The following is a 26,072-nucleotide window of genomic DNA, read 5'->3' as shown; positions in this document are numbered from 1 at the left end:
CATAAGATGGTTTTCTCTCCTGAAAATAAAATCAAGGATGGGATTTTGAAACCAGCAAGATTAGAAACTGAGACCAGAATATCCAGTGTTAATATTTTGCTTACTATGCATATTTTTCTCTGTTTAGAGTAAGTGGCGATCGGTTATCGATTGCACATGGTACTTCACCGTGAAGTGCTTCTACTTAACGACAGACAGAAGAAAATAAGATGGAACTTAAAAAAATAACAGTGACAGTGGCTAGTGTATTACTTAGTGCGAATGCCTATGCCATCAGCGCGCCCGTACCGCAGGTCGTCGAGCACAATGCAGAACACAATCACGAACATCATCATGGTGTAGAAGATCAACACCTAGAATACGCACCAACCAAACTCACGCCTAAAAGGCCTGAGCCGATAATCAGCAAACTGAATAGGGTAACGGCAGAAGAAGCGACAATACCTTGTGATGTAGAAGCGTTTGCTACATCGAACAGCACCAGTCTGATTAATACTATCACCACTCAAGGTGCCAACTGCGTCAATGAGTTGTTCTCTGCGGAAAGCCGTATTCAGGAGACGACATTTGAATCTGTCAATATGTTCAATGTAGCTAAACACACGACCACTTTAGCCAAGCATTACCAAGGTGGAGGAAGTGATGAGTTGGAAGCATTATTCCTTTACTTACGTGCAGGCTATTACGCAGAGTTTTACAACGATGAAGTCAGCTTTACCTCTTCGGTACGTCCTGCTGTCAAAGAGGCGGTAGATGCGTTTGTTGCCAACGGTCATTTTTACGAGAACAGCGATGCTCACGGTAAGGTGCTGGCTGAAGTGATTATTACCATGGACAGTGCCAGCCTTGAACATGAATACATTGGCGTGGTCACGCAATGGCTACATCGCTGGAACTCGGATTACGCTAAAAATTGGTATATGCGTAATGCGGTCAACAGTGTATTTACTGTGTTATTTGGAGGAACTTGGAATGATGAATACCAAGCTAAAATCGGTGAACAGACTGATCTAGTCAATGCATTGTCAAATTTTGCATTGAACCGAGACTCCATTGGTCGTGATGATGAGTTTATGACTGCGAACGCTGGCCGTGAACTTGGCCGACTTACGCGCTATCAAAATACGACCATTGAGGCGAGTGTCAAAGCCAAGGTGAAGCAGATCTTCGAACAGTATGAAATGTATGGCTTTGGCGATGCGGTATGGCTGGCAACGGCGGACACAGCTTCACATTACTCGGATTGTACCGATCTAGGTATATGTAACTTCAAAACAGAACTGAAGTCATTAGTGCTGTCCCAAAGTTATACCTGCAGCTCGACGGTGCGTATTTTGTCCCAGAATATGACTCAAGTTCAGCATCAGGCAGCTTGTGAAAAAATGGGCTATGAAGAAGGGTATTTCCATCAGCGTCTAGAAACGGGTAATCAGCCAGTTGAAGATGATCATAACACCCAGCTACAAGTCAATATTTTCGATAGTAGTGATGACTATGGTAAATATGCTGGTCCCATATTCGGTATTGATACTAATAATGGTGGTATGTATCTCGAGGGTGATCCAGCCAAGCCAGGAAATGTTCCTAACTTCATTGCTTATGAAGCTTCATACGCCAATCCAGATCATTTTGTCTGGAACCTAGAGCATGAGTATGTCCATTACTTGGATGGGCGATTTGATATGTATGGTGATTTTGGTCATCCAACTGAAAAGGTTGTGTGGTGGAGTGAAGGGGTAGCGGAGTATATCGCCAACGAAGACAGCAATCAGAAAGCCATAGACACGATCAAAGACGGATCCACCTACACACTCAGTGAAGTCTTTGAAACGACGTACAACGGCTTTGATGTTGACAGAATCTATCGCTGGGGATATCTGGCTGTCCGCTTTATGTTTGAGCGCCATATGGATGACGTAAACCAGATGCTGGTGGAAACGCGAAAAGGCAACTGGTCGCAATACAAAACCATTATCAGTGGTTGGTCTACGGCTTACCAAAGTGAGTTTGAACAATGGCAACAAGAGTTGGTTAATGGTGGCTCGGATCCGCAGCCACCAACCGCAGTAATATCAGTCAAAAGTGAGGGACAAATAGGTGAAGCCATTTCATTCAGTAGCAAAGACAGCTCAGACTCCGACGGTGAAATCTCAAACTACTACTGGGAATTCGGTGACGGCTCGACCAGTACACAGGCCAATCCGACGCACCAATACAGCCGTGAGGGGAGTTATTCGGTCCGTTTAACCGTGACGGATAATGATGGGTTAAGCGCTAGTACTAATACGTCGATCAATATTCGTAGCCAAGGCGATAATGATTCACTGCCAACGGACTGCGCGGATCGTTCAAAAGTCAGTGGGGGACGATTGGTCGCGGGAGAGCCTGTCTGTTTAGCTTCTCAATCACCTATCTGGCTTAGCATTGAAGGGGTTAATGAATATCAGTCGATGTCGATTACATCGGCGCATGGGATTGGTGATCTGAAGTTGGAGTACAGCAACTTCGGCTGGCCAAATGACGAAGGATCTAATCTTCATGGATGGTCTGATAATTCAGGCAATTCAGAATGTATCACCATTAATGGTCAGGCGAATTATTGGGGATACCTGAAAGTCTCAGGAGAGTTCAGCAATGCAGCTTTGGTGGTTGATTTCAATACAGCAGGTTGCCGTCAGTAAGTTGTGACTTCGAATAAAGCCCAGCAGTTGCTGGGCTTTTTCGTAGCGACTTCTCGCTGATTAAATCCAGTCTTGCCCTATTAGGTCAAATGTTAAATTCCCAACATTAAATTGAACAAAAAATAGACTTGTCGTCACAGTTTTTCATTAACCTGTGTGATTTTTTTCTTGTCATATATTTATAACAAATATGCAACTTGTTTGCTTTAAGTTCTAGCCTTCAAACAAAAACTAAGGAACAAAACATGAATCTTAAGCAGTGGAATATCTTGTTAGCGTCTCTGATTGCGCTTCCCGCTTTAGCGGACACAGATGTATATTTGACCAATAATTCAGACCAGTCTCTGACTATTCAGGTGAGCCATGATGGTACCGATTTACTTGAGTATGGAGAAGAATGGAAACAGCACACAGAAACACTTGGGCCATGGGAGACCAAGCAAGTACTCAGCTTTAATCGCTGGGAAGGGGTGAAATCGGGCAAGACATACCAATTCAACACCGTGGTTTCCAACCCTGTAGGTGAAAGCGTCGTACTAAACCAAGTGATGGAAGGTCATTGGTATAACTCTACTATTGAATATGGGGTGTCTTCCTCTGATGTTGAACTGGCTCTAAAAGATGACCGTAATGTACATCGCTTTAATACGGCCGCATTTGGTGAGCGACAAGCGGAGTTGGCGTTTAAGTCTGCGAATACCGCTCGTTATGATGACCTTTACTACACCATCACACCAGCCAAAGTCGATGAAACGGTTGAGCCAGATGAAAACACGCTTAAGTTAATGACTTACAACATTTGGGCGTTGCCTGTTATTGCTTCGCACATTGGCGATCGCTACGCACTGATCCCTGAATACGTCAAAGGTTACGATGTGTTGGCTTTGCAAGAAGTGTTTGCCAGCGGTCGAGAGGAGTTTCTACGCGAATTGGCAAAAGAGTATCCTTACCAGACCAAGATGTTAGATAAAGATGGCATCAACATTTACGACGGCGGTGTCACTATCGTCAGCCGTTACCCAATCGTCAATCAAGCCCAGTATGTATTCCCTGATTGTACCGGAACGGATTGCTTCGCGGACAAAGGTGTCAACTACGCAGAAGTAATTAAAGGTGGTAAGGCATATCACGTGTTTGCTACGCATACAGCGTCGTTCGATACAGATACCGCTCGTGATTATCGCCAGCGTCAGTTCAAACAGATCCGTGACTTGGCTACATCGCTCAATATTCCATCCAGTGAAACGGTGGTTTACAGCGGCGACTTCAACGTAAACAAGCGTAAGTTCCCTGGTGATTATCAGCAGATGATTGCGAATCTCAGTGCAATTGAACCGCAATACTCAGGCTACACGGAATCGACTTTCGATCCACGCATTAATGATTTTGCTGGCGAAGCCATGTCAGGTGGTGAGAATGTCGAATATCTTGACTACGTGATGGTGAGTGACGAGTACGTGGTGAAATCATTCAACGATAACCGTGTAGATGTACCACGCAGCACAGATGAACGCTTGTGGAAGCACTACAATCTATCCGACCATTTCCCTGTGTCGGCGGTTATTAAGTAATGGTTTATCGTTACCTGTTGTTGATGCTCGTCGTTGCGGCGGGCATCTTTCTCTGGCCTGCTGATGAGGTTGTTAATTCTAGGGCGGCGGTTGAGAGGGAGTATTCTGACCAACCTGTCGCTGCTAACCAGAGTCTTGTTCGAACAGTGGAAGAGGGTGAAAGTCAGTCCGAAAATACGATTCCCCATCAAGGCAAAGTGTTAAATCCTCTTGCGGAAGCGTCAGGAAACACGCTGGTTGAAGCGTTGGAATCTTTTTGGCAACAGTGCCAACAGCGTAACGATTGTGAACTGCTACTGGCTCAGCTCCAAGCGGAACTGTTGGACGCTAGGTATCAACTCCTTGCTCGTTACCCTCAATTGAAAGCCCAGTGGCAAGAGGTAATGGGAGAGCTGGAGCTCAGTCAATACCAGTCGTTAGCTGATCGAATTGCAGAAATGAAGCGGCAGGCATTGTTAATTTGGGGCGAGCTTGCAAGTGTTATGTTTGCTGAAGAATATGCGCTCTATGACTTTAGTTTGGCATCCCAGGCCTTAGCGACTGATAACGCTGAGAGTTATGTTGAAAGCTATGAAGCATTGCTGAATCAATGGCAACATAATGAAGAGTCGCTGTCTTTAGATAGCGGTGCTGCACGTTATGAAAAAGGCGTGAGTCTAATACCAAGCACTTTTACGCAGCAGCAAAAGGATCAAGCAAAAGCACAGCTCGCCACCAAATACCTCAATGCTGAACAGTCGGCATCCATTGTTCAACGAGAGCAGCAAGTCGCGAGTCAGGAGGCACAAGTCGCAAGCTATCAAAGCCAGCTATCTGATCTCAAAGAGTCACTCGACCAGCAACGTTCAACGGCGGGGTCAGCAATGTCTGATCTTGAGTGGCAACAGTACGTTGAGCAGCAGATTAGCGACTTTCGTATTAACTTTTTTAACTATAACTAGTTGTTAAATAAGTGTTTTATTTAATCGTTTGCGAAGATTTAATCTAAGGCATTATCGGAACCAGTCTCTAAATTGCTTATCAATCGGTCTTATGTGATTTATAGATAGTTGATATAACGCAGCTCCTAATCATTACAATAAGTGTGGTGTTGCGTATGAAGCATAATCAACGTTTGTTTATTCCCAAGAAAATTGCCAGCGCTTTATTATTAGCTGGCATCAGTTTCAATGCCTTATCTGCCCCGGAGTGTGAGTATGAGTTACTTTCGCGCTCTTCTGACTGGGTGACACAAATCAAACTCGCCGAGCCGTCGTGTTATCACTCATGGTTCAATGCGCCTGAAGAAGCAGCGACGGGCATCTACAGCGAAACGTCAATCAGACAAGTACAGCGCGAGTTGCTTGAAGAAGTGACGCAGTATGATGGGGATGAGCAGCAGGCTAAGCGAATTGCCAACCTTAGCGAATTTATCAAAGCCTCGTACTTTGCGCGTTACTCAACCCAATCAAGCTATGGCTATTATTCTGAAGAGTTGAGTCGTGATCTGGCTCAAATCTCAGCTCAATTCCTAAGCAGCCAATATGCTCAAGCAATTGGCCGCGAGCAAGTACGTGCGATGTCTGCGATAAGCTTAATGGTCGATAGTGTTAAACAACTGCCAGTTGCTATGTCCGCCATGCTTGATCTGCTCGAAAGCTTCAACCGCCAAAATAGCCAACAGCTGCAGTATGTGGATGGATTAAATAATTTGTTCAGAGCGATGAGTGGTCACGTAGCGCGAGACTATTTTTATGCGGATCTCGCAGCTCACCCTGACTATTTGGTGAGGTTAGAGCGGTTTGTTGATCAGAATCGCTGGGCACTGGGTACGGACGCTGAGTTTCTTATCTACAATGCGGTACGTGAATCTGGTCGTTTATTAGCGAGTCGTGATGACAAGCTTCGTAACCAGGTGATGGCGTTTATGAAACGTACGCTGGATCGTAATGCGATCGGCAGCGCAGGCGAGCGTTTATGGATTGCGGCGGCGGAGATGATCTTATTTTACGCGCCAGAAGAAGGCAAAAAATTAAAGCTTGAACAAAGTAAGCAGCAGCTTGAACTCAGCGTGCTTCCCCACCGTTATGAATGTCAGGGCGCTGCGATCATTCGTTCGCAAAACTTATCAGAGCAACAATCTGAACAGGCGTGTGATGTTCTGTCAGCAGTTGAAGCTGACTTTCATCAGGTGGTGAACTCTGGGTGGGTTCCAGTCAATGATGATCATAATGACAAGGTAGAAGTGGTGGTCTGGAAGGACAACGATGCTTACGTCACCTACTCTAATTTTCTGTTCGGTAACAGCACAGATAATGGAGGGCAATATCTAGAGGGTGATCCATCCAAACCTGAAAATGTGGCTCGCTTTTTAGCTTACCGCTACGACTCCGGTGATGAGCTTGCCATCCTAAACCTAGAGCATGAGTACGTTCACTATTTAGATGGGCGCTTCAACCTCTATGGTGATTTTAATGATACTTTAAGCCGTGGTCATATGGTCTGGTGGCTAGAAGGATTTGCTGAGTATATGCATTACCGTAAAGGTTACCAAGCCGCGGTAGATTTGATTGAACATCAGCCACTGTCTTTCAGCGAAGTCATTGAAACCACGTATGAAGATGACGTAAACCGCATCTACCGCTGGGGTTATCTCGGGGTGAGGTTTATGCTAGAAGAGTACCCTGAGCGCATGGCACGCTTATTGGAGGCTGCGCGAGAAGGCGACTATACGGCTTGGAGTGAACAAGCGAAGCGTTTGGGTGTTGAGTTCAATGACGAGTTTGAATTGTGGCTAGAAGCAGTCTCATCTGCCGATTCTGACTCGCACAACGATGACGGTGAGAAAGAACAATCGCCACAAGGTTCAGAAATAGCGAGTTTTGCCGCCAATTATTCGCAGATCTTTAGCGCTAACGCCTACGATGAGCATCTGTTTTACATCGATATCCCTGCGGAAGTGACAGAATTCTCCGTTTCGATTGAAGGTGATGGTGACGCAGATCTATACGCTAGCTACCAAAGTGTGGCGCACTACTATGAGTATCAGCTATCTGACTTTCAGCGCGGAAGCGACGAGCTAATTGAGATCAAACCGCAGCCAAACGGGTTCATTACTCCGGGCCGTTACTATTTCAGCTTAACCGCTCGCGAATCATTTGAATCCGTTAAGGTGACAAGTAAAACGGTGTCTCGCTCTCCTTCTGCTGAACAAGATGATTTGACGCCAAAACTAATGTCGGTGAATGAGCCTTTACAAATCAAGGTAAATAAAACGCGATATGTAGGCATGTATGTTGAGAGACCAGCTACAGTGAGGCTTTGGGTAAACCCTGTAGATGAAATTCAGAGCAACGTGGATGTATTCGTTGGCAAACATACTTGGGCGACAAGAGACAACTTTGATACAGCGAGTCAGCAGAGTAGGAGCCGTGAGTTTGTTGAGTTTGAGGTGGATCAAGCGGGCTATGTCCACTTTACGTTGAGTGCTGATCAACAAGGAGGAGAGGTGGAGTTGTACGCCACTTATTAGTTTGATAGTACAAAAGAGCACCTAAGGTGCTCTTTTAGTTAATAATATTGTAAATTGTTTATTGATTGGATTATCTATTCGGATATTCTAATTTAGATAAGATTAAATATCATACAATTTGGTTAAAAAGTGATCTTGAGCTGGAAAATAAAACAAAATGCAATCGTTTTACTTCCACTTATTGATATTGATGATAGGTTTTTATGGGTAGGGCAAATGCTCTATTAATGATAAAAATTAAAATAAGGATCATTTTTTATGAGACCAAATCTATCTATCAGCATGATGCTTGCGACGGCAGTGGTTGGCTTCCAGTCGAATGCGCAGACTGTAGACACAACAGATGCTCAATCCAAGGCTGAGGCTATTGCACAACAGAAACAATCTATCGCACTACAAATCAGTGCTCGCTATGCGGATCTTGAATCTTCAATCAAGTCGCAGATTAGTGAAGAGCATCTCTCCGCACCTTTGAATAAACTACAGTCTGCTCAGCCATACTCTGCGTTTAGCCAGAAAATGCAAAAAGCGGAGCGCAGTTATCGTGCAATGAAAGGGATTAGTGAGTACAGCGACTCAATAATGGAGCTACGCATTGCGGATGCTTCTATGGTGAAAAACTGGAAAGAGGGTCAAAGCCCACTGTTTGCATTCGAGCCATCGGGTGATGACTCTAATTGGCAATATATCGAAGCGTATGATGTTTATGGCCAAGTTCATGAGTTGGACGTCTATGAGATGCCTGATGTGCCTGTACTGGTTGTGGACAGTAATGGTGCCGAAGAGCTGCGTGCTGGCTTGATGGCCATGCAAGCGGAGATGAAGCGTTTAGGTCAGGATACCGAGCTCACAACCAATGATGCAGCACCTAAGCCCGTTACTAAGATGAGCAAAATGAGCCGCTCGGTCATGGCTGCTGATGTTGAGCCTCTTAATACCACTCAGTTGACTAAAATTCGTTTGAATGACGACCAAGAGCCTTGGATTTCAGGCAAAGCTGAAGTCTACGCCATTATTACTGGTGTCGATCCAAGTCGCGTTGAGCCAGAAATTGATTTAGTCGAAATGCCTTACCTTGATTACGATGGTCAAGACTATTATCCAGGGCAGACTATGATCCTTTGGCCGCGCTATCGTTGGGGCGCTGTTGATATGATTCTGATGGAACAAGATGACGGCACTGACTATAAAGAGCTTGCTAAATTGTTGGTGAAAGCGGCGGAAGAAATTCTGAAAATGATCCCAGATCCAGAAGTTCAAGGCTACGCCATTATTGCTCAGATTACTGGTAAGATCATCGATGTGATTCCAGATGGCTTACTAACCAACGATGATGATTATGTCGATGTTTATTACACCTTGATGCAGAATACAACATATGTTGATCGTCCTGGGGCTGGTGGTAATGCCATCGCCACCTTCAAACCAGTGACCATTTCACCGACGGAATAATTGATAGTATTCTGATTTTCACACAAGGGCGTATATTTGAAAGGATATACGCTCTTTTTTATTTATATTTTGTATGTAAAGCATTCATTCATTACCATTTTTTAATAGTGAATGTTATCACTTAATTAGCTAATTCATTCTTTCCGTGAATGTAACTCTATATTTATATTCCTTGTGAGTAGATATTATATTTGTATTTTTTATTGTTTTTTTTTATTTATTTTTTATGGTTATCATTTAATGTTACCTAGCTCTTATTATTCAAAAAAAATATCATAATCATTATCTTTGAATATTTATTAGCATTCATTTTTACTATTGCAATAGTTAATTTTACTTGCAGTGAAATCTATTTTTGTAGATTTATATATGGTTAGATATCCTTATATTGCTTATCTCTAGTTATTATGTCGCGTTGCCATTATCGAGCTTGAAAATATAATTTAGCCACTTTTTTGCAACGTCACATCGGCACCATGTTGAGATACCCATATATAACTAAACTTTTTCTCACCATCATAACCATTTTATCACTGAGTTCTTGTGGAGGTGGTGGAGGTGGTGGTGATTCGTCACCACAGTCCAGAGATACAGGTACGGTTTCCGGGATAGTGTTTGATGCACCCGTCTCTCAAGCTGTTGTTACCGCCTACGAATATCAAGATGGCAAAGTCGGTCGTAAGTTAGGCTCTGCCACTACGACAGCATACGGTGAATATTCGATTGAAGTCGATGCGGCTTCAATGCCTTTGTATATAGAGGCGAAAGGGGGCGCTTACAAAGACCCTCTGACGGACGAGGTGATAGAAACCAGTGAAGGTAAACCGATTCGGATAGTCAGTGTTATTAACTATGGTGAAGGGAATGATCAAGATGTGATGCTCACTCCCTTGACTTATATGGTGGCGGGCCTTGCAGAATATAAGATCAAACAAGGTGAAGAAGCTTCAAGGGCTGTAGATGATGCACTCAATACGATCAATGCTATGTATGGATTCAATGTCAATTCCGTGAAGCCTATTGATATTACCAAAGAGGGAATCAGTGGCTCTGCGAGCGATGGACACCTGTATGGTGCATTGTTGACCGCTTATTCTTCCTATGCCTATGACTTAATTGGTGAAAGTGGTAATGCGGGTAATGTTTATAGTTCGTTGAACCTGTCTGATATTGGTTATCGAGACATTGTTGCTGATGGGCTTCTTAACGGTTCGGAGCTTATTGGGTCGTTTGATGAAGATATTTATTTTGGTGAAGAAAAAGTGACACCTGATACTTATACCAATCAAATGGCAGAACACACCTTAGTGGTTGTCAGTGATCCTGACCTGAACGTTTCCAATACCCCGGTTGAAGATTACCTGGTGATGGCGGAGCACCTAAACGCATTAGGTACCAATGGTTCAACCGACGGTGCGATTCCTGCGCGTGAAGAAACGGTCATTGATGAGGAGCCTCCGGTTGCGATACGAGACGGGGATGGCGTGCTTAAAGGCACAGAGTCCATTGATATCACTCTGACTGATACGATTGGTATCCAGTCGGCGGAAGTGACATTAAAGCACAAGTTTGATAGCGGTGAGCAATGGACTGATGTGATATGTTCTGCTGAACCAGCTGAAGGGGATATCTGTTGGCTTGATACAAGTGAGTTTGTTGAAGGGCCAAGAGAAACAAGCTTAAAAGTTTACGTAGACACAGAACAACTGGACCCAGAGAGTGTCGAGGCCTCACCAGAAGCGTATTTGTTGATTCATGCTACTGATGTTCTCGGCAATGGAGATGGAGCCCAAGTAGGGTCTCAAATCCCATTTGAGTGGGACAATATCGCGCCTATCATTGAAATCACTTCGGCTGAAACTATCAATAGTGAAGCTGACAGCTATGTTCTTCAAGGTTTGGTAAAAGAAGATCCTAATTTATTAAAAGATGGAAATGTACTTGTTTCTTTGTCTAATGGCAAAGCAGAGCCTTATAGTTGTGAGGAAGTTTTTGGGGATGAAATTTGGTGTAAGTTTGAGACTGTTGGTTATTTAACGGATAGTTTTGGAGAACAAGCAAATTTTGAAATTACAGCCGAAGACATTCACGGTAACGTTGGTACTCATAACTTTACATTATATAACGATAACACCCCACCAACGTTATATTTGGAATACCCAAACGTACTCTTTGACTTTGAAAATGAGCAAGGAGTTGTTTATAAAGATGTGTATTCTGACATTACATACAATAGTGACTCAGTAGAAACTGCTACAGAGTATCTTAAAGTGCTGTACGATTATGCTTCAAAGGGCTTAGCTATCACTATGGGAGAGATTGATGATGAGCTGGAGTTTACAGATTTCATCGCACAAGATCTCGTAGATCAATCGGTTCCATATGTAGCAGTGACCATCACTGACCAAAATGGTTCAGAAACCTATGGCTCCTCAGCAGAAAACCTCACTTTGAGAGTTAAATATTACTCCAAAAAAGAAGGTGAGGATGAATACCATCAGCACATCACAACAGAGCAAGTAGCTAGTAAAGCTAAACCAGGTGAAAACAAAGGGATCCCTTTTAAAAAGTTAGAGCATGAAGCAGACGGTACAGTGCCTCAAATGACGTATTATGTCCCCTATGTTAAAGAGGTTCTTGGGGTCATTTATGGAAATAAAACATCTCAGGATAGACAAAAATTGGTTATTTCGACTTTAGATGCGTCTGGCAATGAAAGTGAACCACAAGAAGTCTATTACCGAACTTCATTTGATATGCCTGAAGTGACGATTGTTACTCCCTTTATTGATGCTTCAGTGAGGTTAGAAGGTTTGAGTGATCTTGGAGCCTTTAACTACATAGACTCATGCGACACTGTGCAAGTGGATGGTCAAAAGGATGTTGCCAGCTGTACTATTGCTTATGATTCGTCAGGGTATGAGTTCTTTAGAGTGTACTTAAGTGATAAGGGGGGAGAAACACATTATTATCAATGGAGCAATAATACGTTTACGAAAGTTACTATTCCCGATACTGGAGATATTGGAGCATATTTTTCTGCAGTAGATGAGAATACCGTCTATATAACTGAATTCTCTAGCTACCACACAGGTTTATTTGATAGCCAGTGGGATAAGTTAGATGGAGCGGATAAAACCGCAGGCACCGCCCGAAAAATTTTAGCTGATGTTAATTCTGCTCTAGATTCGCAACCAAACTCTATGCTTGGGTTTGATCCTGTTACGACGAAATATGCAACCAACAAAATGTTAGAGGATCCTTTGCCTGAACCTCTTTCAGATGAGTATATCTACCGTTTCTTACTCGAAAGCTTAACCAATATGGCGGAGAACCAGTCGGCTAATTCGTTGAATTACGCCTTAGCCTTCTATCAAGACTTATCGCATGATGGTAAGGCAAATGGAGAAGGCAGCAGCGGCAGCATAAAGATTGGCAATTATGAGCTGTCTTCGGCCACGTACCGTGAAGAGCTTGCTCAAGGTTACTATGATGTGGCGCATGGAATTCACAATGTAGATTCTATGGAGGTACTTGAGCAAGCCAACCATTTTGCGACAGCGAACCCAACATTTTCTGGTGAGGATATCTTTGATGATGAAGGTGGCAGCATTGATCAGGAAGCACCGTCGGTCAATGTGACGCCGAACCTAATACAACAGGAGGGAGCTTATACCGAAGCGGGAGGAGCCGATTATAACATCGCAGGTAAAGTCCACTCTAAGGTAACGATCGAAGATATCGCCACAGTTAATGAGCGGAAGACAGAATTGTCAGCCCACTGGGTGAATGACTCAAAAAAAAAGACGTTGACCGATATAGAATTTACTCTCAATAACGACAAATCAACGGAGTATAAAAAAGTCTACGATTTCACGATTGATTCTCTAGCCTCTGATTTCTCGGAAGCTGAACGATTTGAAATTGTCGCTAAGGTGGAAGATGGATTCGGCAATTTTGAAGGCCCTTACGTGGCATCAACTTATTATGTAGATAACGAACCACCTGCGGGCAGTATTACTGCAGTGGCTCCTGAGCATCCAACTGAAGCTGATAATATAACTGTAACACTACAATTCGACGAACCAGTGAAAGCGGTCATTGCAACATTTGACGGCATCGATATTGATTTTGGTGAATCTCAAGACTTCAAAGAGCTCTGGACTGGGACAACATCGCAAGTGATTTCACTTAATCCTAATGAGAATTCGAAACAGTTAGTGGTGAGTGCTTATCACGATGAACTCAATAATGTTGGTGCGGAGTTCTCTGAGGACATCATTGTTACACCGGTCATCACTATCGATGATGTTACAGATAACAACATTGTTGATGCCGAAGAAGATAACATTACAAATATAACCTTTAGCGGGACAACAACAGGCTTTTTAAAAGATAGTGAACTTTCCGTCAAAGTGGTTTCAGACAAGCGCCCGAATACCGATAAATTTGAATTCACAGGGGTCAAGGTAAACCAAGATGGTACTTGGTCAATACCGAATCAAGATATGTCCAATTGGGAAGAGTCGGACTTCATAATTGAAGTGAGAGGCCGAAATAGTGGCGAGTCTGAGGAGGTGGTTGAAGAAAAGAATTCCCAATACATTGACAGTATCAAACCGGAAGTCCTAGATTCTCAAATTTCCATGTCTGGAACCACAGGCACTATTATGTCTGCCCACTCGGAAGAGGAAGTGCTGATTGATGGTGAAGTAGCGACCGTCACGCTGACCTTCAGTGAGCGAGTGAGCCAACCAGAAGTAGTTCTGAACGGACAAGTGATTACCTTTAGCCAGCTTGATGACGTTGCCAAAATCTGGGTGGGGACGAGCCCAGAGCTTATCCTTCCGGATAATTCATCCACATCAAAGTTAGTTGTAACAAATTACGAAGACACAGCAAGTTCACCGAACTTAGGAGACAGTTTTGAGAAACCGGTTGATGTTAAGCCCGTCATTACCATACCGAATATTGATGACTTATCGACCAGTGAGGCTGATGCCTTTGTTATATCGGGGAGTTCAAAAGGCTTTGAAGATGGCGCAGAGTTGAGCGTAGCCGTTTCGAGTGATAATCCACTTAATGATGAACTAGATCTGACCGCAACAGTGAGTGAGGGGGCTTGGGCAACCTTATCGCAAAACCTCTCATCATGGGAAAGCGGCACCTTGAACATCACGGTTAATGGTATGAATGACCACTCTCACGCCGCTGACGAAGCAAGTCAAGATGTTGAGTTGCAGGATGATATTGTGCCTGAGGTGAGTACTATCATCGTGAACTCAGGAGATCCTATCATCGATAACCAAACGGCCTTCGTCAGTGTGACTTTCAGCGAGCGCGTGGAGAATGTTGTTGCAAACGTTGACGGTGTGAACGTGAATTTTGTCTCTCGAGACGGGGCGAAGACGGTATGGGAAGGGACCACGTCGGATGTGGTGACAGTGAACGCCAATGAAGTGCTCAAAACCGTGACCGTAACGCAATATCTAGATGCGCAAGGCAATAGCGGGCAGGAAGGCTCAACGGAAGCTCCCGTGAAACCCGTGATTGAGATTACGGAGCGAGGTGGGCCCATTGATGAGCAAGAATCCCGTCAGCTAGTGATTGCAGGCACGGCGCGAGGCTTTCAAGCGAATGATGAAGTGACGGTTGTGGCTCGACTAAGCGGGAGCGCCAAGGAGCACCATTTTGAAGAGACGGTCGTAGTAGCACAAAATGGTGCTTGGAGTACTTCACCGCAAAATATCCGTGATTGGCCAAGTGGTGATATTAATCTCACGGTTGTTGGTCTGAACAATAATGGTGTGGCGGCGGATACCGCGACAGATACCATTACTTACACCGATGCCACACTACCTCAAGTGGTCGGTGAGATTGCCTTTGAACCAGTGGTGCCAGAGGATGGTAAGAAGGTCACGATTACAGCGAACTTTAGTGAACTTGTAACGAATGTGACGGCGACCGTGGGCGGTGTAGATGTGGTCTTCACCGGTAACGAACCCGCCCAGCAGTGGGTAGGTGAAACCGTGGGGCCGGTTACGCTATCGTCCAATGATGACACGATTACCGCGGTGGTGAATGCGGGCTATCAAGACCTCTCGGGTAATGAAGCGGGCAGTGATAAAGAGACAGCAACTGGGGTGAAACCAGTACTGTCTCTAGATTCCGTGGAAGGTAACAATGAGATTGACTCTGAAGAGGCCAAGCATGTGGTGATCCAGGGTACGGGCATTGGTTTCGCAGGTGATACGAAAATGATTACCGTTACAGTGACCTCGCAAGAAGAGCCATCTTTTATTTGGCAAGAAACAGTGTCTATTTCCGAAGCTGGAGTTTGGACCACGAACAGTGGTGGTCAGGATATCTCTGATTGGCCAATGGGGCTTATCACTGTTGAAGTCACTGGTACAAACCAGCAAGGGATTGCCGCAGAGCCCGTGACTAATAGTTCGGTATCCATTGTAGATACTTTACCTCCAACGGTAACGGAAGTGGAGTCTCTCACGCCATCTATGCCAGAAGAGGGTAGCATAGTGAGTTTAACGGTTAACTTCGATGAGTCTGTAAAAGGGCTCTCCGGGAGCTTTGCTGGAGTACCTATGACCTTTACTAAAGTCACTATGGGTGATGATATCTCCGAGCAGTGGGCTGGCCAAACAAGCAGTGAGATTAATTTAACGCCCGGCAGTGCGACGGAAGAGTTTCTATTAAACACTTTTGAGGATGCTTCAGGCAATACTGTAGGGCAAGTGTATAAAGAACCGTTTTTTGTTAAACCACTGATTGAAATCGAGCCATTAACAGGCGATAACGTTATTGAATCAGACGAAATTAGCGAGTTTTATATCACAGGGCAATCCAAAGGTATCGAACACAATGGCACGCTAACCGTGAAAGTTAAGCGGAACTTTAGTACCAAGCTTGATGAAGTTGTTACAGTAACATCGGATGGCTCTTGGTCTACTGGCAAAATAGATGCGACGAACTGGAACTCCGGAGAATTTGAAGTGCAGGTTTCAGGTAATAACAGTGGAAATGTGAGCGCAGACCAAGCGACTCAAACAATTACCGTTCAATAATTACTCACCTCTCCTGAGATTAAAAAGAGTAAATACCCAGTGTATTTACTCTTTTTTATTAGCCTTTTTTGCAAGAAAGCTGGCTACCTGATTCTGCCGTCATTGAAATGGTGTTTTCATTCACTGCCTTTAATTTCCACTTTTCGGTTACGGTAGGGGAAAGTTCGTCAGCGAAAACTTTCCGCAACTCGTCAGGCGAGTTGTCTGAAAAAGTGGTTTCCAGCTTATCAATCACTTCTAGTAGGGCAGCGTTGCGTTTCATCCATTTCCCGTTACTGAGTATATTGACGTCATATGTGCTGTCGGTATCTAAATTGGTTATTTTCAGCAGTGACTCTTTTTCATAGTGTCCATCTTCGAAGTAATGGACGTTGTCATTGTATTTGAGGTTAACGAGTTCGATGGTCGATTCTGCGGAGCATTGCCACTGACCAGAAATGTCTTGTTCAAACTTTGGTGTGGTAACGCAGCCGGATATGGCAAGCGTAGCGATTAGAATAGATAGTGATTTCATGGTTTTAATATTCCGAGCCAATACATCAGTGGAAGTGTATTGGTATTTGTATTGATTATTTATTGGTGGGATTCTATCAGTATTGCTTATTCTGATCGATATTGATAAATCACAAATCTATCAAATGGTTAGTCGTAAAAAAGCCAACCTTACGGTTGGCAAAGAAGTTACAAAGGACAAATGGTTAAATCGGCTTTGTGGCCGAATTCAGCCAATTCTGGGTATCTGAGTCCAAATAGGGGCTGAGTTGTTCAAGGCATTGTTGATGGTAAGTGTTGAGCCAGTGCACCTCGTCTTTCAACAGCAACGATTTATCCAACATGTTAGTGGCTATAGGCGCTAAAGTTATGGTTTCGAAGCCATAAAACGTCCCAAACTCGTTTTCTTCCAGTTCAATCACTTTGAGGATATTCTCAATGCGAATCCCGTATTGATCTTGACGGTAAACGCCCGGTTCGTTGGTGATCACCATCCCCGGCTCTAAAGCAACTTCTGCTGGGTTTTGAGAGAAGTTCTGCGGCCCTTCATGGACATTCAGACAGATGCCAACGCCATGCCCAGTACCACATTTGTAATCTATACCGTGTTGCCACAGAACGCCGCGTGCCATGATATCCAAATTAGCGCCAGTGGAGCCTTTCATAAAACGGGTTTGGGTGAGACGAATCACGGCCTTGAGCACTAAGGTGTAGTCTCGACGTTGTTGCTCCGATGGCTGACCAAAATGGAAGGTGCGGGTAATGTCTGTCGTCCCGCCTAGGTATTGACCGCCTGAATCGACTAGAAAGAACTGGCTTTCATCAACGCGGTAATTGCTCTTATCGTCGGCAGCATAGTGCATTTTCGCACCATGCTCGGCGAAACCAGCAATGGTTCGAAAGCTCTCCCCAATATAGCCGTTAATTTCCTTGCGGTATCCCATTAAGGTTTGTTCAGCGTTGAGCTCTGTCACCTTACCGCTGGGCACTTGTTCGTCTAGCCATTTCATAAACCTGACGACGGCGGCGCCATCTTTGCGTAACGTCTCCTCCATGCTGGCAAGCTCAGTGTGATTCTTACGTGCTTTCATAGCAGTGACTGGGCAAGCCATATTGAGCAAACGTACTTGAGAAGGAATGTGACTGATCAACAAACTGTCGGTGTTTCTGCAATCATAAGTGAGTACGGAATCAGGAGTAATTTCCTTTAATGCCTTGCTAAGCTGCGTATAGTCTTCCATCTCTATACCGTGCTCCGTCAGAGTAGCGAGCACGTCAGTTGTCAGCTTTTGCTTGTCGACAAAGAGTTGGCATCTGTTAAGGGTAATCAGCAAATAACTTTCAGAAATTGGGCAGTACAGGGTATCCCCGCCGCGAATATTGAGCGCCCACATTACATCGTCAAGCGTGGAAACGAGCAGGGCATCAGCCGCTTTTTGTTCGAGCACGCGACGAATTTTTGTGATTTTTTCACTCGCTGTTTGCCCCGCAACTTCGAGTGGATGATTGAACAAAGGCGCGCTCGGTCTTGCAGGGCGGTCGGCCCATATTGGGCTGATCAAGTCTTGATCAAGGACCAGCTGTATCGACTTGGCTTTAAAGGCGGCTTTCAACTCCAGATAAAATTGCTGGCTGATGCTCCGTCCATCAACTCCTACTCGACTGTTTTGATCTAAACTGTCCGCGAGATACTGTGCAATGGTAGGAGTTTCCGGTAAACGGGCTTTAAACAAGGTTAATCCCGAGCCCTGTAATTGCTCGGCAGCTTGGATATAGTAGCGTCCATCTGTCCACAGGCCGCCGGACTGTGTCGTGATGACGGCGTTACCCGCTGAGCCAGTGAAGCCAGAAATCCACTCTCTTGCCAGCCAGTAATCTGCCGAATATTCGCTGGAGTGTGGGTCATTGTTTGTCACTATGTAGGCGTCAAATTGGTGCTCAGTCATTTTCTCGCGGAGTGCATTAAGGCGCTGAGGAACGGTTGTTAAGGTCATGGGTTATAAGTTCCTATTTGTGTATGAGTACAGAAAATCTGATGGTCTGAATGTCCGCTAAGTATGGGCTTTTGTTGAGCGCACTGGTCACTGGAGTCCGGGCAGCGCGTTCTAAACACGCAACCACTTGGCGGATTGAGAGGCGAGGGAAGGTCGCCGGGCAATAGCTGAACGTTCCTCTGTCTTGCCAAGGTAGGGTTGGCAACCGGGACCGCAGATAACAAGGCTTTGGTATAAGGGTGATGAGCGTCATCAAAGACTTTGTCGTATCGGCCAATCTCCATCGGCTTACCCAGATACATCACCATGACTCGGTCACTGATGTGGCGCACCACGCTAAGATCATGAGCGATCATCACCATGGTTAATCCCATCTCTTGCTTAAGATCATCAAGAAGATTGATGACCTGCGCCTGGATAGAAACATCCAGGGCGCTAACGGGCTCGTCACAAACCACAAGATCGGGCTTGAGAATCAAGGCTCTGGCAATCCCCACTCGCTGACACTGGCCGCCTGAAAACTCATGGGGGTAGCGGTTACGCTGGCTGGCTAAAAGACCGACTTTATCCATCATTTTAATCACGCGCTGCTCCACTTCTGAGCGCGACAGGCTGGGCTCGTGGGTCAATAGAGGCTCGGCAATACACTCTGAGATAGTGAGCCTAGGGTTGAGGCAGGCCGATGGGTCTTGAAAGACCATCTGAAACTCACGCCGTTTATCGGCGAGTTGATGTTTCCCCAGCGCTAACAGATCTTGCCCTTTCCAATGTAACTGACCGCTTGAAGGTACAATGAGCCTTAATAATGCTCGCGCCAGTGTTGATTTACCGCAACCCGATTCGCCAACAATACCGAGCGTCTCGCCACGATAAACATCGAGGTCGATGCCATCCACCGCTTTGACCACTTTGCGCTTACTCGGCAGGATGTGTTTGTTGATGTTAAAGTGCACGCGCAAATCACGCGCTGAAAGCAATACTTGCTGTTTCATGTCGCTCTCCTATGCTCGACGCGCTATCTGAGTAATGGCTTGAGGCCCATTAACATGGCAAGCCAGAGATTGATGTTGAGATAATGACCGAAATGGTGGTACTGACGTGTTACATTCTGGTCGATAGTGATTGCAGCGCTCTTTAAACAGGCAGCCTTTACGTTCTGTGAGAGCGCTAGGTGGGTTACCGGGAATGGTCGGAAGCCTGTCCATATCTTTAGTAATGGAAGGGATGGCTTCGAGTAGGCCCAGGGTATACGGATGAGCAGGATGGTTGAACAGCGAATCTGTATCCGCTTCTTCCATCTTCTGTCCACCGTACATAACCAACACCCGGTCGCATATCTCAGCAACCACGCCCATATCGTGCGTAATCAGCAAGATTGCCGTGTGAAATTCAGACTGCAGATCGCGTAGTAGAGAGAGAATCTGCGCTTGTACCGTCACGTCCAAAGCGGTAGTGGGCTCATCAGCAATCAGAAGCTCCGGCTTACACAATAAGGCCATGGCGATCATCACACGTTGTCGCATGCCACCAGACATCTCGTGAGGGTATTGAGCCATACGTGTGGCGGCAGAAGGAATCCTGACGGCATCAAGCATGGTGATCGCTTCGTGGGTTGCCTCACTACGGTTCATGCCTTTGTGAACCATTAACACTTCGGCAAGTTGTTTACCGACTTTCATAAACGGGTTCAGCGATGTCATCGGATCTTGAAAGATCATGCCGATTTTTTCCGCGCGGATGTGGTTAAGCTGTTTTTTGGACATGCGGAGTAAATTCTCGCCATGAAAACTCGCTTGACCAGAAACAATACCGTTATCGGCTGTCAGACCCATCAAGGCAAAAACAGACTGACTTTTCCCTGAGCCAGACTCACCAACAATACCCAGTGTTTCACCTTTGTGGATGTTGTAGGACAGATTACTGACGGCATGAACTTCACCATCAGGCGTTTTGAAACGCACATTCATATCTTTGATCGATAAAATACTCATGAGGCCTCCTTAGCGATCTTTAGGGTCGAGGGCGTCTCGCAGCCCGTCACCGATGAAGTTGAAGCAAAACAGGGTGGCGACTAAGAATATGGAAGGGAACATCAGTTGCCACAAAGCCACATCAATGGTCTTAGCGCCTTCCGCAATCAGAATGCCCCAGCTTGTATCGGGCGGCTGAACGCCGAGTCCGAGAAAACTAAGGAAGGATTCAAACATAATAAAACCGGGTACCATAAGTGAGGAGTACACCATCACAATGCCCAGTACGTTAGGCAGTACATGGCGGCGAACGATAGTGAAACGGGAGACACCAATGGAATGGGCGGCTTCGATAAACTCGCGTTTCTTAATACTAAAGGTCACGCCGCGAACAACGCGAGCAATCCCGAGCCAAGACACCATGCCAATCACAACAAAAATCAGATAGATGTTGTTGCCGAACAGAGTGACAAACAAAATGACCATAAACATAAAAGGCACTGAGTCGAGCACTTCAATGATTCGCATCATCACACTGTCGACCATGCCTCCGATGTATCCGGATAATGCTCCCCAAGCCGTGCCGATAATCACGGCAACCAGTGCGCCCATAAATCCGACCATGATTGAGAGACGTCCACCTTGCATGGTGCGGGCAAAGATGTCCTGACCAAGATCATCGGTACCAAAGTAATGACCAGAACTAAACGATGGTTTACCTAGCTCATAGGGATCGACGACGACGTTCCAGTCGATTTCATCATGGTCGAATGCCGCGACCTGCGGGCCAAAAGTGATGCATACGATGATAAACATCAAGACATAAACCGACGTCATGGCGGCGCGGTTTTTACGAAAACGTGTCCAGGCATCCTGCCATAGACTCCGACCTTCAACCGCCTCTATCTGAGCACTCATTTGCTCTGTCAGTTCCGTGGCATCAATGCGTTTGGTTAACATAGCAGCGCTCCTAAATTCGAATACGTGGGTCGATGATGGTGTAAAGGATGTCGACCACCAAATTGAAGAAGATGGTCAAAGAGGCGACGATCAGCGTTATGCCCATCACCAAACCGTAGTCGCGGTTGAGGGCACCTGAGACAAAATGCTGCCCCATGCCGCCAGTGCTGAAAAAGATGTCGATGATGACCGAACCTGTTACCACTGCGACGAAGCTGGGGCCGAGCATGGCAATGATAGGAATGAGTGAAGGACGAAGCGCGTGATGAAACAGAATGTAGCTGGTCGACAAGCCTTTCGCTTTTGCGGTGCGGATGTAAGGCTGATTGAGCGTCTCTATCATGGCACCGCGCATCACGCGCGCAATGCTGGCAACGGATCCAATCGCCAAGCTCAACACGGGTAAGATCAAGAAAGACAGCTCACCCCCTTCCCACCCTCCGGCGGGTAGCCAACCGAGCTGAATCGAGAAAATCGTGACTAACACCGGAGCCAATACAAACGCAGGGATGACCACTCCTGTCATTGAAAGTGACATAAGTAAATAGTCAACTTTTCCGTTGCGGTTCAAAGCGGCAATAGTGCCAAGTAACATACCTAATGGCACAGAGATACAAAACGAGATAACACCAAGGATCGCCGACACTGGCCAGGATTGAGCAACAAGCTGAGTGACGGTGAAATCCTGATAGACAAAGCTTGGGCCGAGATCGCCTTGAAGGAAGTTGGTGATGTAAATGAAAAACTGAACCAGAAAGGGTTCGTTCAAGTGAAATTTGGCTTCGATATTTGCCCGTACCACTTCTGGCATTGGACGTTCCATATCAAATGGGCCGCCGGGCGCGATATGCATTAACCAAAACGACACCAGTGCAATAAACAGCAATGTCGGTATGGCAATCAAACAACGGCGCAATATGTACAACAACATAGCCTCTCCTTGCTTAGAAAAGCCCGAGCTTTAGGGGGAAGTGACAGGCTTGGGCAAACTCGGGTTAATGTGCTTTCACATAGACATTTTTGCGGTAGTAAGAGGATTCTGGATTGGTACGCTCATAGCCGCCAATGTAATCCTTGACCAGGTATTGATCGTTGCCATTGCGATACATAGGGATGATCGCCATGTCCTGAATCAGAAGCTGTTCCGCAGCCATGTATTCCTGTGATGGGTCACTGAGGCTTTTCGATTCAGCCATCAGGCGATCATATTCTGGGTTGTTGTACTTTGAGTCATTGTATTCACCAGTCGAGACAAAGATGTCAAGCCAGGTTGAGGCTTCGTTATAGTCAGCCGTCCAGCCACCACGGTTAATGTTGCCCGGATCTTTCAGCGCATAGAATACCTTTGGCTCAAGTTGCTTAATTTCGACTTGTGCGCCCAACACACTTTTCCACATGCCCGCCATCGCGGTGGCCATTTTGACGTCTTTAGAAAAAGTCGGCACGGTGAAAGTGAGCTTAAGCGGATTGCTCTTGCTATAACCCGCTTCTTTAATCAGCGTTTTAGCCTTAGCGTTACGTTGTTGCTGAGTCCAAGTTGCGAATTCCGGTGTGTGAGATTTGAAACCATCGGTTTGAGGTGGAACCAGAGTAAACATTGGAATGCCGCCATTTTTGGCGATGGCTTTTGTGATGATGTTTCGGTCGATAGCGTAGGAGAGTGCCTGACGGACACGAAGGTCTTTGGTCGGGCCCTTACTGGTGTTGAGATAGTAGAACGTCGAGCCAAGTGATGCACTGGTGTCCGCTACCTGCTCGGGATATTGTTTTATAAGCTTGTTCTTTTGAGCCGAGGGAATCGACAGAGCTTGGTCAATTTCGCCGGCTAAGTAGCGGTTTAGTGCAACGTTGGCATCTCCGATAGGTAGCCAGGTGATTTGGTCAAGTATGACGTTGTCAGCATCCCAGTATTTCTCATTCTTTGTCATCACCATTTTTTCGTTTACTTTCCACTCAGACACAGTGAAAGCGCCATTGGTTACAATGTTTTTGGGCTGAGTCCACTCGCTGGCGTATTTTTCTACCGTGGCTTGGTGAACTGGTGCAAGGACAGGGTGGCTCAGAAGTTTGATGAAGAAAGGCACTGGCTTTTCTAATGTCACTTCAAAGGTGTGATCATCAATGGCGCGCACGCCTAAGGTGTTGGCTGGTGCTTCACCTTTCATAATCTTGGCGGAGTTTTTGATTCCGGGAATCGCGGCAAACCAAGCATAAGGTGACGCGGTTTTCGGGTCGATAAGGCGCTGCCAGCTATAAACAAAATCGTGTGCCGTTAATGGGTCACCATTCGACCACTGAGACTGACGCAACGTAAAGGTGTAGACAGTGTTGTTGTCATTCGCTTGCCAGCTTTCAGCGATGCCGGGAATGGTTTTGCCTTGTTTGTCTTGAGTTGTCAGACCTTCAAACAAGTCTCGCCCTAAATTGAATGCTGGCTCTGCGGCTTGTTTTGCCGGATCGATTGAGGTGACCTCCGCTCCGTTGTTTAAAACAATCTCTTGCTTTTCAGCTAGCTGCGTTCCTGATGGGTATGGTTTGGCGAGAGCACTGCTGGCAAATAATACCGTTGCAATAGCACTCAGTGCGATCAGTTGTTTTGCTTTCATAGCTTCCTCGTAATGTCCTTATCGGATGAAATCCCTATCATCTGAAGGGAGGGAAATCAGACACTCAAAACGACCGGAGTGGCGAGTACTGCACAGAGTGAAAGGGATAGAGAAAATGTATATTGTATAAAATCTTTCAACAATCGATATTTAACATTGTTGTAACAAGGTGGCAGTTTCAGAGACTTGTGGTCTTATAAAATGAGACTGAGCGAAAAATGAACAAATGAAAGTCTGAGAATGAATCCAGAGTCACAGAAAGTTGACGGAAGTGATACTTCAAACTCGCTCTGGCCTTAGCGCCTACGGAATTTTGCGGAAACCTGTTTAAGCAGCTCCCCATCTATCTCTGGTAGTCCGTCCGAGAAGTAGATCTGCTGGCCGGGCGTCATTCGAAACAGCACATTGGTGAACTCACCCTCTTCGTTGGCGCAATTCGCCGCGTGCATTTCACTGACTTTACGATCCACTTCCTGTTCGAGTTTGAGCCTCTGCTCTTGGGTCAAACGCACTCTTGCCTGACAAACCTGAGAAAGGGTTGAGTCTTTCATCGAGATCGTTTCAAAACGGCGCTTGAATAAGGTATCGAGTGCAGTGCCTTCTTCCATGATAAATCGCCTGCCTGAGCGATACACGATCTTGTCACCGTGCGCTTCCATATAGCCAAGGATTTCAGCGATGCTGAGGTAGAATCTCAAGCTGATATCTGAGAGTTGATACTGCTCGGCAATTTGTTGCGGTGTTTGGTTACGTGAGGTGATGAGGTAGATAAAGTCGAGAAGGTAGGGGTGCTCAACAAACAGAGCGTTTTGCTCATCAGAGAGGAACTGCTCATTGTCTCGTTGGATCTGAACCGCTAATTGCGTCAGCTCCATCAGATCACTATTGAGGTGATTGGTGTACATCAGGATCTTGTCCAGACCCAATGAAGGATTATGCAAATGCCGCTTTATGGTCGAAAGCGGCACGCCGGTTTTCTCAGACAATTCGCTATAGCACAAACCTTCGTTCTTGATTTTCTGGCGGATGGCAGCCAGCAAAAATTCTGGTCCTATATGCATGAGTTTCAGCCCTGATTGTTTTGGCGCTCGATAAGCAAGTTGCGAATATCAGCACCTGCTTCGAGGATGTGTTTTTTCAGCATGTACTTCGCCCCTTCAATATCACGGTTCTGGCACATTTCCAGCAGAGCGACATGCTCCTTGTCGGCTTTGACTATGCCTGATGTAAACAGAAGCTGCATACGAATATAGCGGTCACACTTGGTATTCAGGTTGTAGATCACATCCATGGTTTCTGGCATTTCAGCGGGCTCATACAAGGCTTTGTGCAACTCATAGTTGTAGTTGCTCCACTCTTCCACTTCGTCTCCGCGGCTGACAACATCTTCAAATCGTTGACGAATTTCATTTGCTTTAGCGAGATCTTCATCGGTCATTTTCTGGATAGCGCGTTCCAGAATAAAGCACTCTACGACGGCGCGCAGTTCAAATAGCTCATCAATTTTCTCTGGTGATAGCTCGGTAACAGTGGCACCTTTATGCGCCTCAAACGCAACCAGCCCTTGAGCTTCTAACTGCATCAGAGCTTCACGCACTGGAATTCGGCTGACGTTGAACTCTTTGGCGAGGGCATCTTGACGTAGGGGTTGGCCCGTCTTTAATTCCCCTTTGAGGATCTTGGTTCGGATCGCTTCTTCGACCAACTGCGTTCGAGTTTTAAAAACAGGTTTTTGCGACATCCAAGTCTCCGC

General features: G+C 45.7%; 15 protein-coding genes. 6 read left to right on the top strand and 9 right to left on the bottom strand.

Annotation, left to right across the window (positions count from 1 at the left end):
• Positions 1-209 precede the first annotated feature (209 nt).
• The 6 genes from L1D31_RS02845 to L1D31_RS22645 all read left to right on the top strand — a co-directional run bounded on the left by L1D31_RS02845 (position 210) and on the right by L1D31_RS22645 (position 16,297).
• Positions 210-2,681 (top strand): collagenase, encoded by a 2,472-nt coding sequence (locus L1D31_RS02845; protein ID WP_239835572.1) that lies wholly within the window; start codon positions 210-212, stop codon positions 2,679-2,681.
• A 245-nt stretch (positions 2,682-2,926) separates the two neighbouring features.
• Positions 2,927-4,252: a sphingomyelin phosphodiesterase gene (locus L1D31_RS02840; protein WP_239835571.1), complete on the top strand. Its 1,326-nt coding sequence runs from the start codon at positions 2,927-2,929 to the stop codon at positions 4,250-4,252.
• Positions 4,252-5,193: a chromosome segregation ATPase gene (locus L1D31_RS02835; protein WP_239835570.1), complete on the top strand. Its 942-nt coding sequence runs from the start codon at positions 4,252-4,254 to the stop codon at positions 5,191-5,193. The genes L1D31_RS02840 and L1D31_RS02835 overlap by 1 nt, the downstream gene beginning before the upstream one ends.
• 155 nt (positions 5,194-5,348) lie before the next feature.
• A complete protein-coding gene (locus L1D31_RS02830) occupies positions 5,349-7,763 on the top strand; it encodes a M9 family metallopeptidase (RefSeq protein WP_239835569.1) in 2,415 nt (804 codons plus the stop codon).
• A gap of 258 nt (positions 7,764-8,021) precedes the next feature.
• A complete protein-coding gene (locus L1D31_RS02825) occupies positions 8,022-9,215 on the top strand; it encodes a DUF3103 domain-containing protein (protein WP_239835568.1) in 1,194 nt (397 codons plus the stop codon).
• Between the two features lie 611 nt (positions 9,216-9,826).
• Positions 9,827-16,297: a tandem large repeat gene (locus tag L1D31_RS22645; RefSeq protein WP_239835567.1), complete on the top strand. Its 6,471-nt coding sequence runs from the start codon at positions 9,827-9,829 to the stop codon at positions 16,295-16,297.
• 58 nt (positions 16,298-16,355) lie between these two features.
• Here the strand turns inward: L1D31_RS22645 and L1D31_RS02815 are convergent, their stop codons facing one another.
• The 9 genes from L1D31_RS02815 to L1D31_RS02775 form a co-directional block, all read right to left on the bottom strand.
• Positions 16,356-16,811, bottom strand: coding sequence for a hypothetical protein (locus L1D31_RS02815; RefSeq protein ID WP_239835566.1), 456 nt, complete (start codon positions 16,809-16,811; stop codon positions 16,356-16,358).
• 184 nt (positions 16,812-16,995) lie between these two features.
• Complete coding sequence (locus L1D31_RS02810) at positions 16,996-18,783, bottom strand: aminopeptidase P family protein (protein WP_239835565.1); 1,788 nt, start codon at positions 18,781-18,783, stop codon at positions 16,996-16,998.
• A complete protein-coding gene (locus L1D31_RS02805; RefSeq protein WP_239835564.1) occupies positions 18,780-19,775 on the bottom strand; it encodes an oligopeptide/dipeptide ABC transporter ATP-binding protein in 996 nt (331 codons plus the stop codon). Before L1D31_RS02805 ends, L1D31_RS02810 begins: the two co-directional genes overlap by 4 nt.
• Before the next feature lie 9 nt (positions 19,776-19,784).
• On the bottom strand, positions 19,785-20,774 hold the full coding sequence (locus L1D31_RS02800) for an oligopeptide/dipeptide ABC transporter ATP-binding protein (RefSeq protein WP_239835563.1): 990 nt from the start codon (positions 20,772-20,774) through the stop codon (positions 19,785-19,787).
• A gap of 9 nt (positions 20,775-20,783) precedes the next feature.
• Positions 20,784-21,713: an ABC transporter permease subunit gene (locus L1D31_RS02795; RefSeq protein WP_239835562.1), complete on the bottom strand. Its 930-nt coding sequence runs from the start codon at positions 21,711-21,713 to the stop codon at positions 20,784-20,786.
• Positions 21,714-21,723: 10 nt separating this feature from the next.
• Entirely contained in the window at positions 21,724-22,644 is a 921-nt protein-coding gene (oppB, locus tag L1D31_RS02790) for an oligopeptide ABC transporter permease OppB (protein WP_006960248.1), read from the bottom strand.
• A 64-nt stretch (positions 22,645-22,708) separates the two neighbouring features.
• Complete coding sequence (locus tag L1D31_RS02785) at positions 22,709-24,319, bottom strand: peptide ABC transporter substrate-binding protein (RefSeq protein WP_239835561.1); 1,611 nt, start codon at positions 24,317-24,319, stop codon at positions 22,709-22,711.
• A 296-nt stretch (positions 24,320-24,615) separates the two neighbouring features.
• Positions 24,616-25,380 (bottom strand): transcriptional regulator, encoded by a 765-nt coding sequence (locus L1D31_RS02780; RefSeq protein ID WP_239835560.1) that lies wholly within the window; start codon positions 25,378-25,380, stop codon positions 24,616-24,618.
• 5 nt (positions 25,381-25,385) lie between these two features.
• The gene (locus tag L1D31_RS02775; protein WP_006960251.1) at positions 25,386-26,060 is read right to left on the bottom strand and encodes a GntR family transcriptional regulator; all 675 of its coding nucleotides are present in this window, start codon (positions 26,058-26,060) and stop codon (positions 25,386-25,388) included.
• Positions 26,061-26,072 lie beyond the last annotated feature (12 nt).

The organism is Vibrio sp. Isolate23, from assembly GCF_022398095.1.
In the GTDB taxonomy this organism is placed as follows: Bacteria; Pseudomonadota; Gammaproteobacteria; order Enterobacterales; family Vibrionaceae; genus Vibrio; species Vibrio coralliilyticus_A.
The sequence above is the reverse complement of the archived record's forward strand: the minus strand, read 5'-3'. Positions and strand labels throughout refer to the sequence as shown.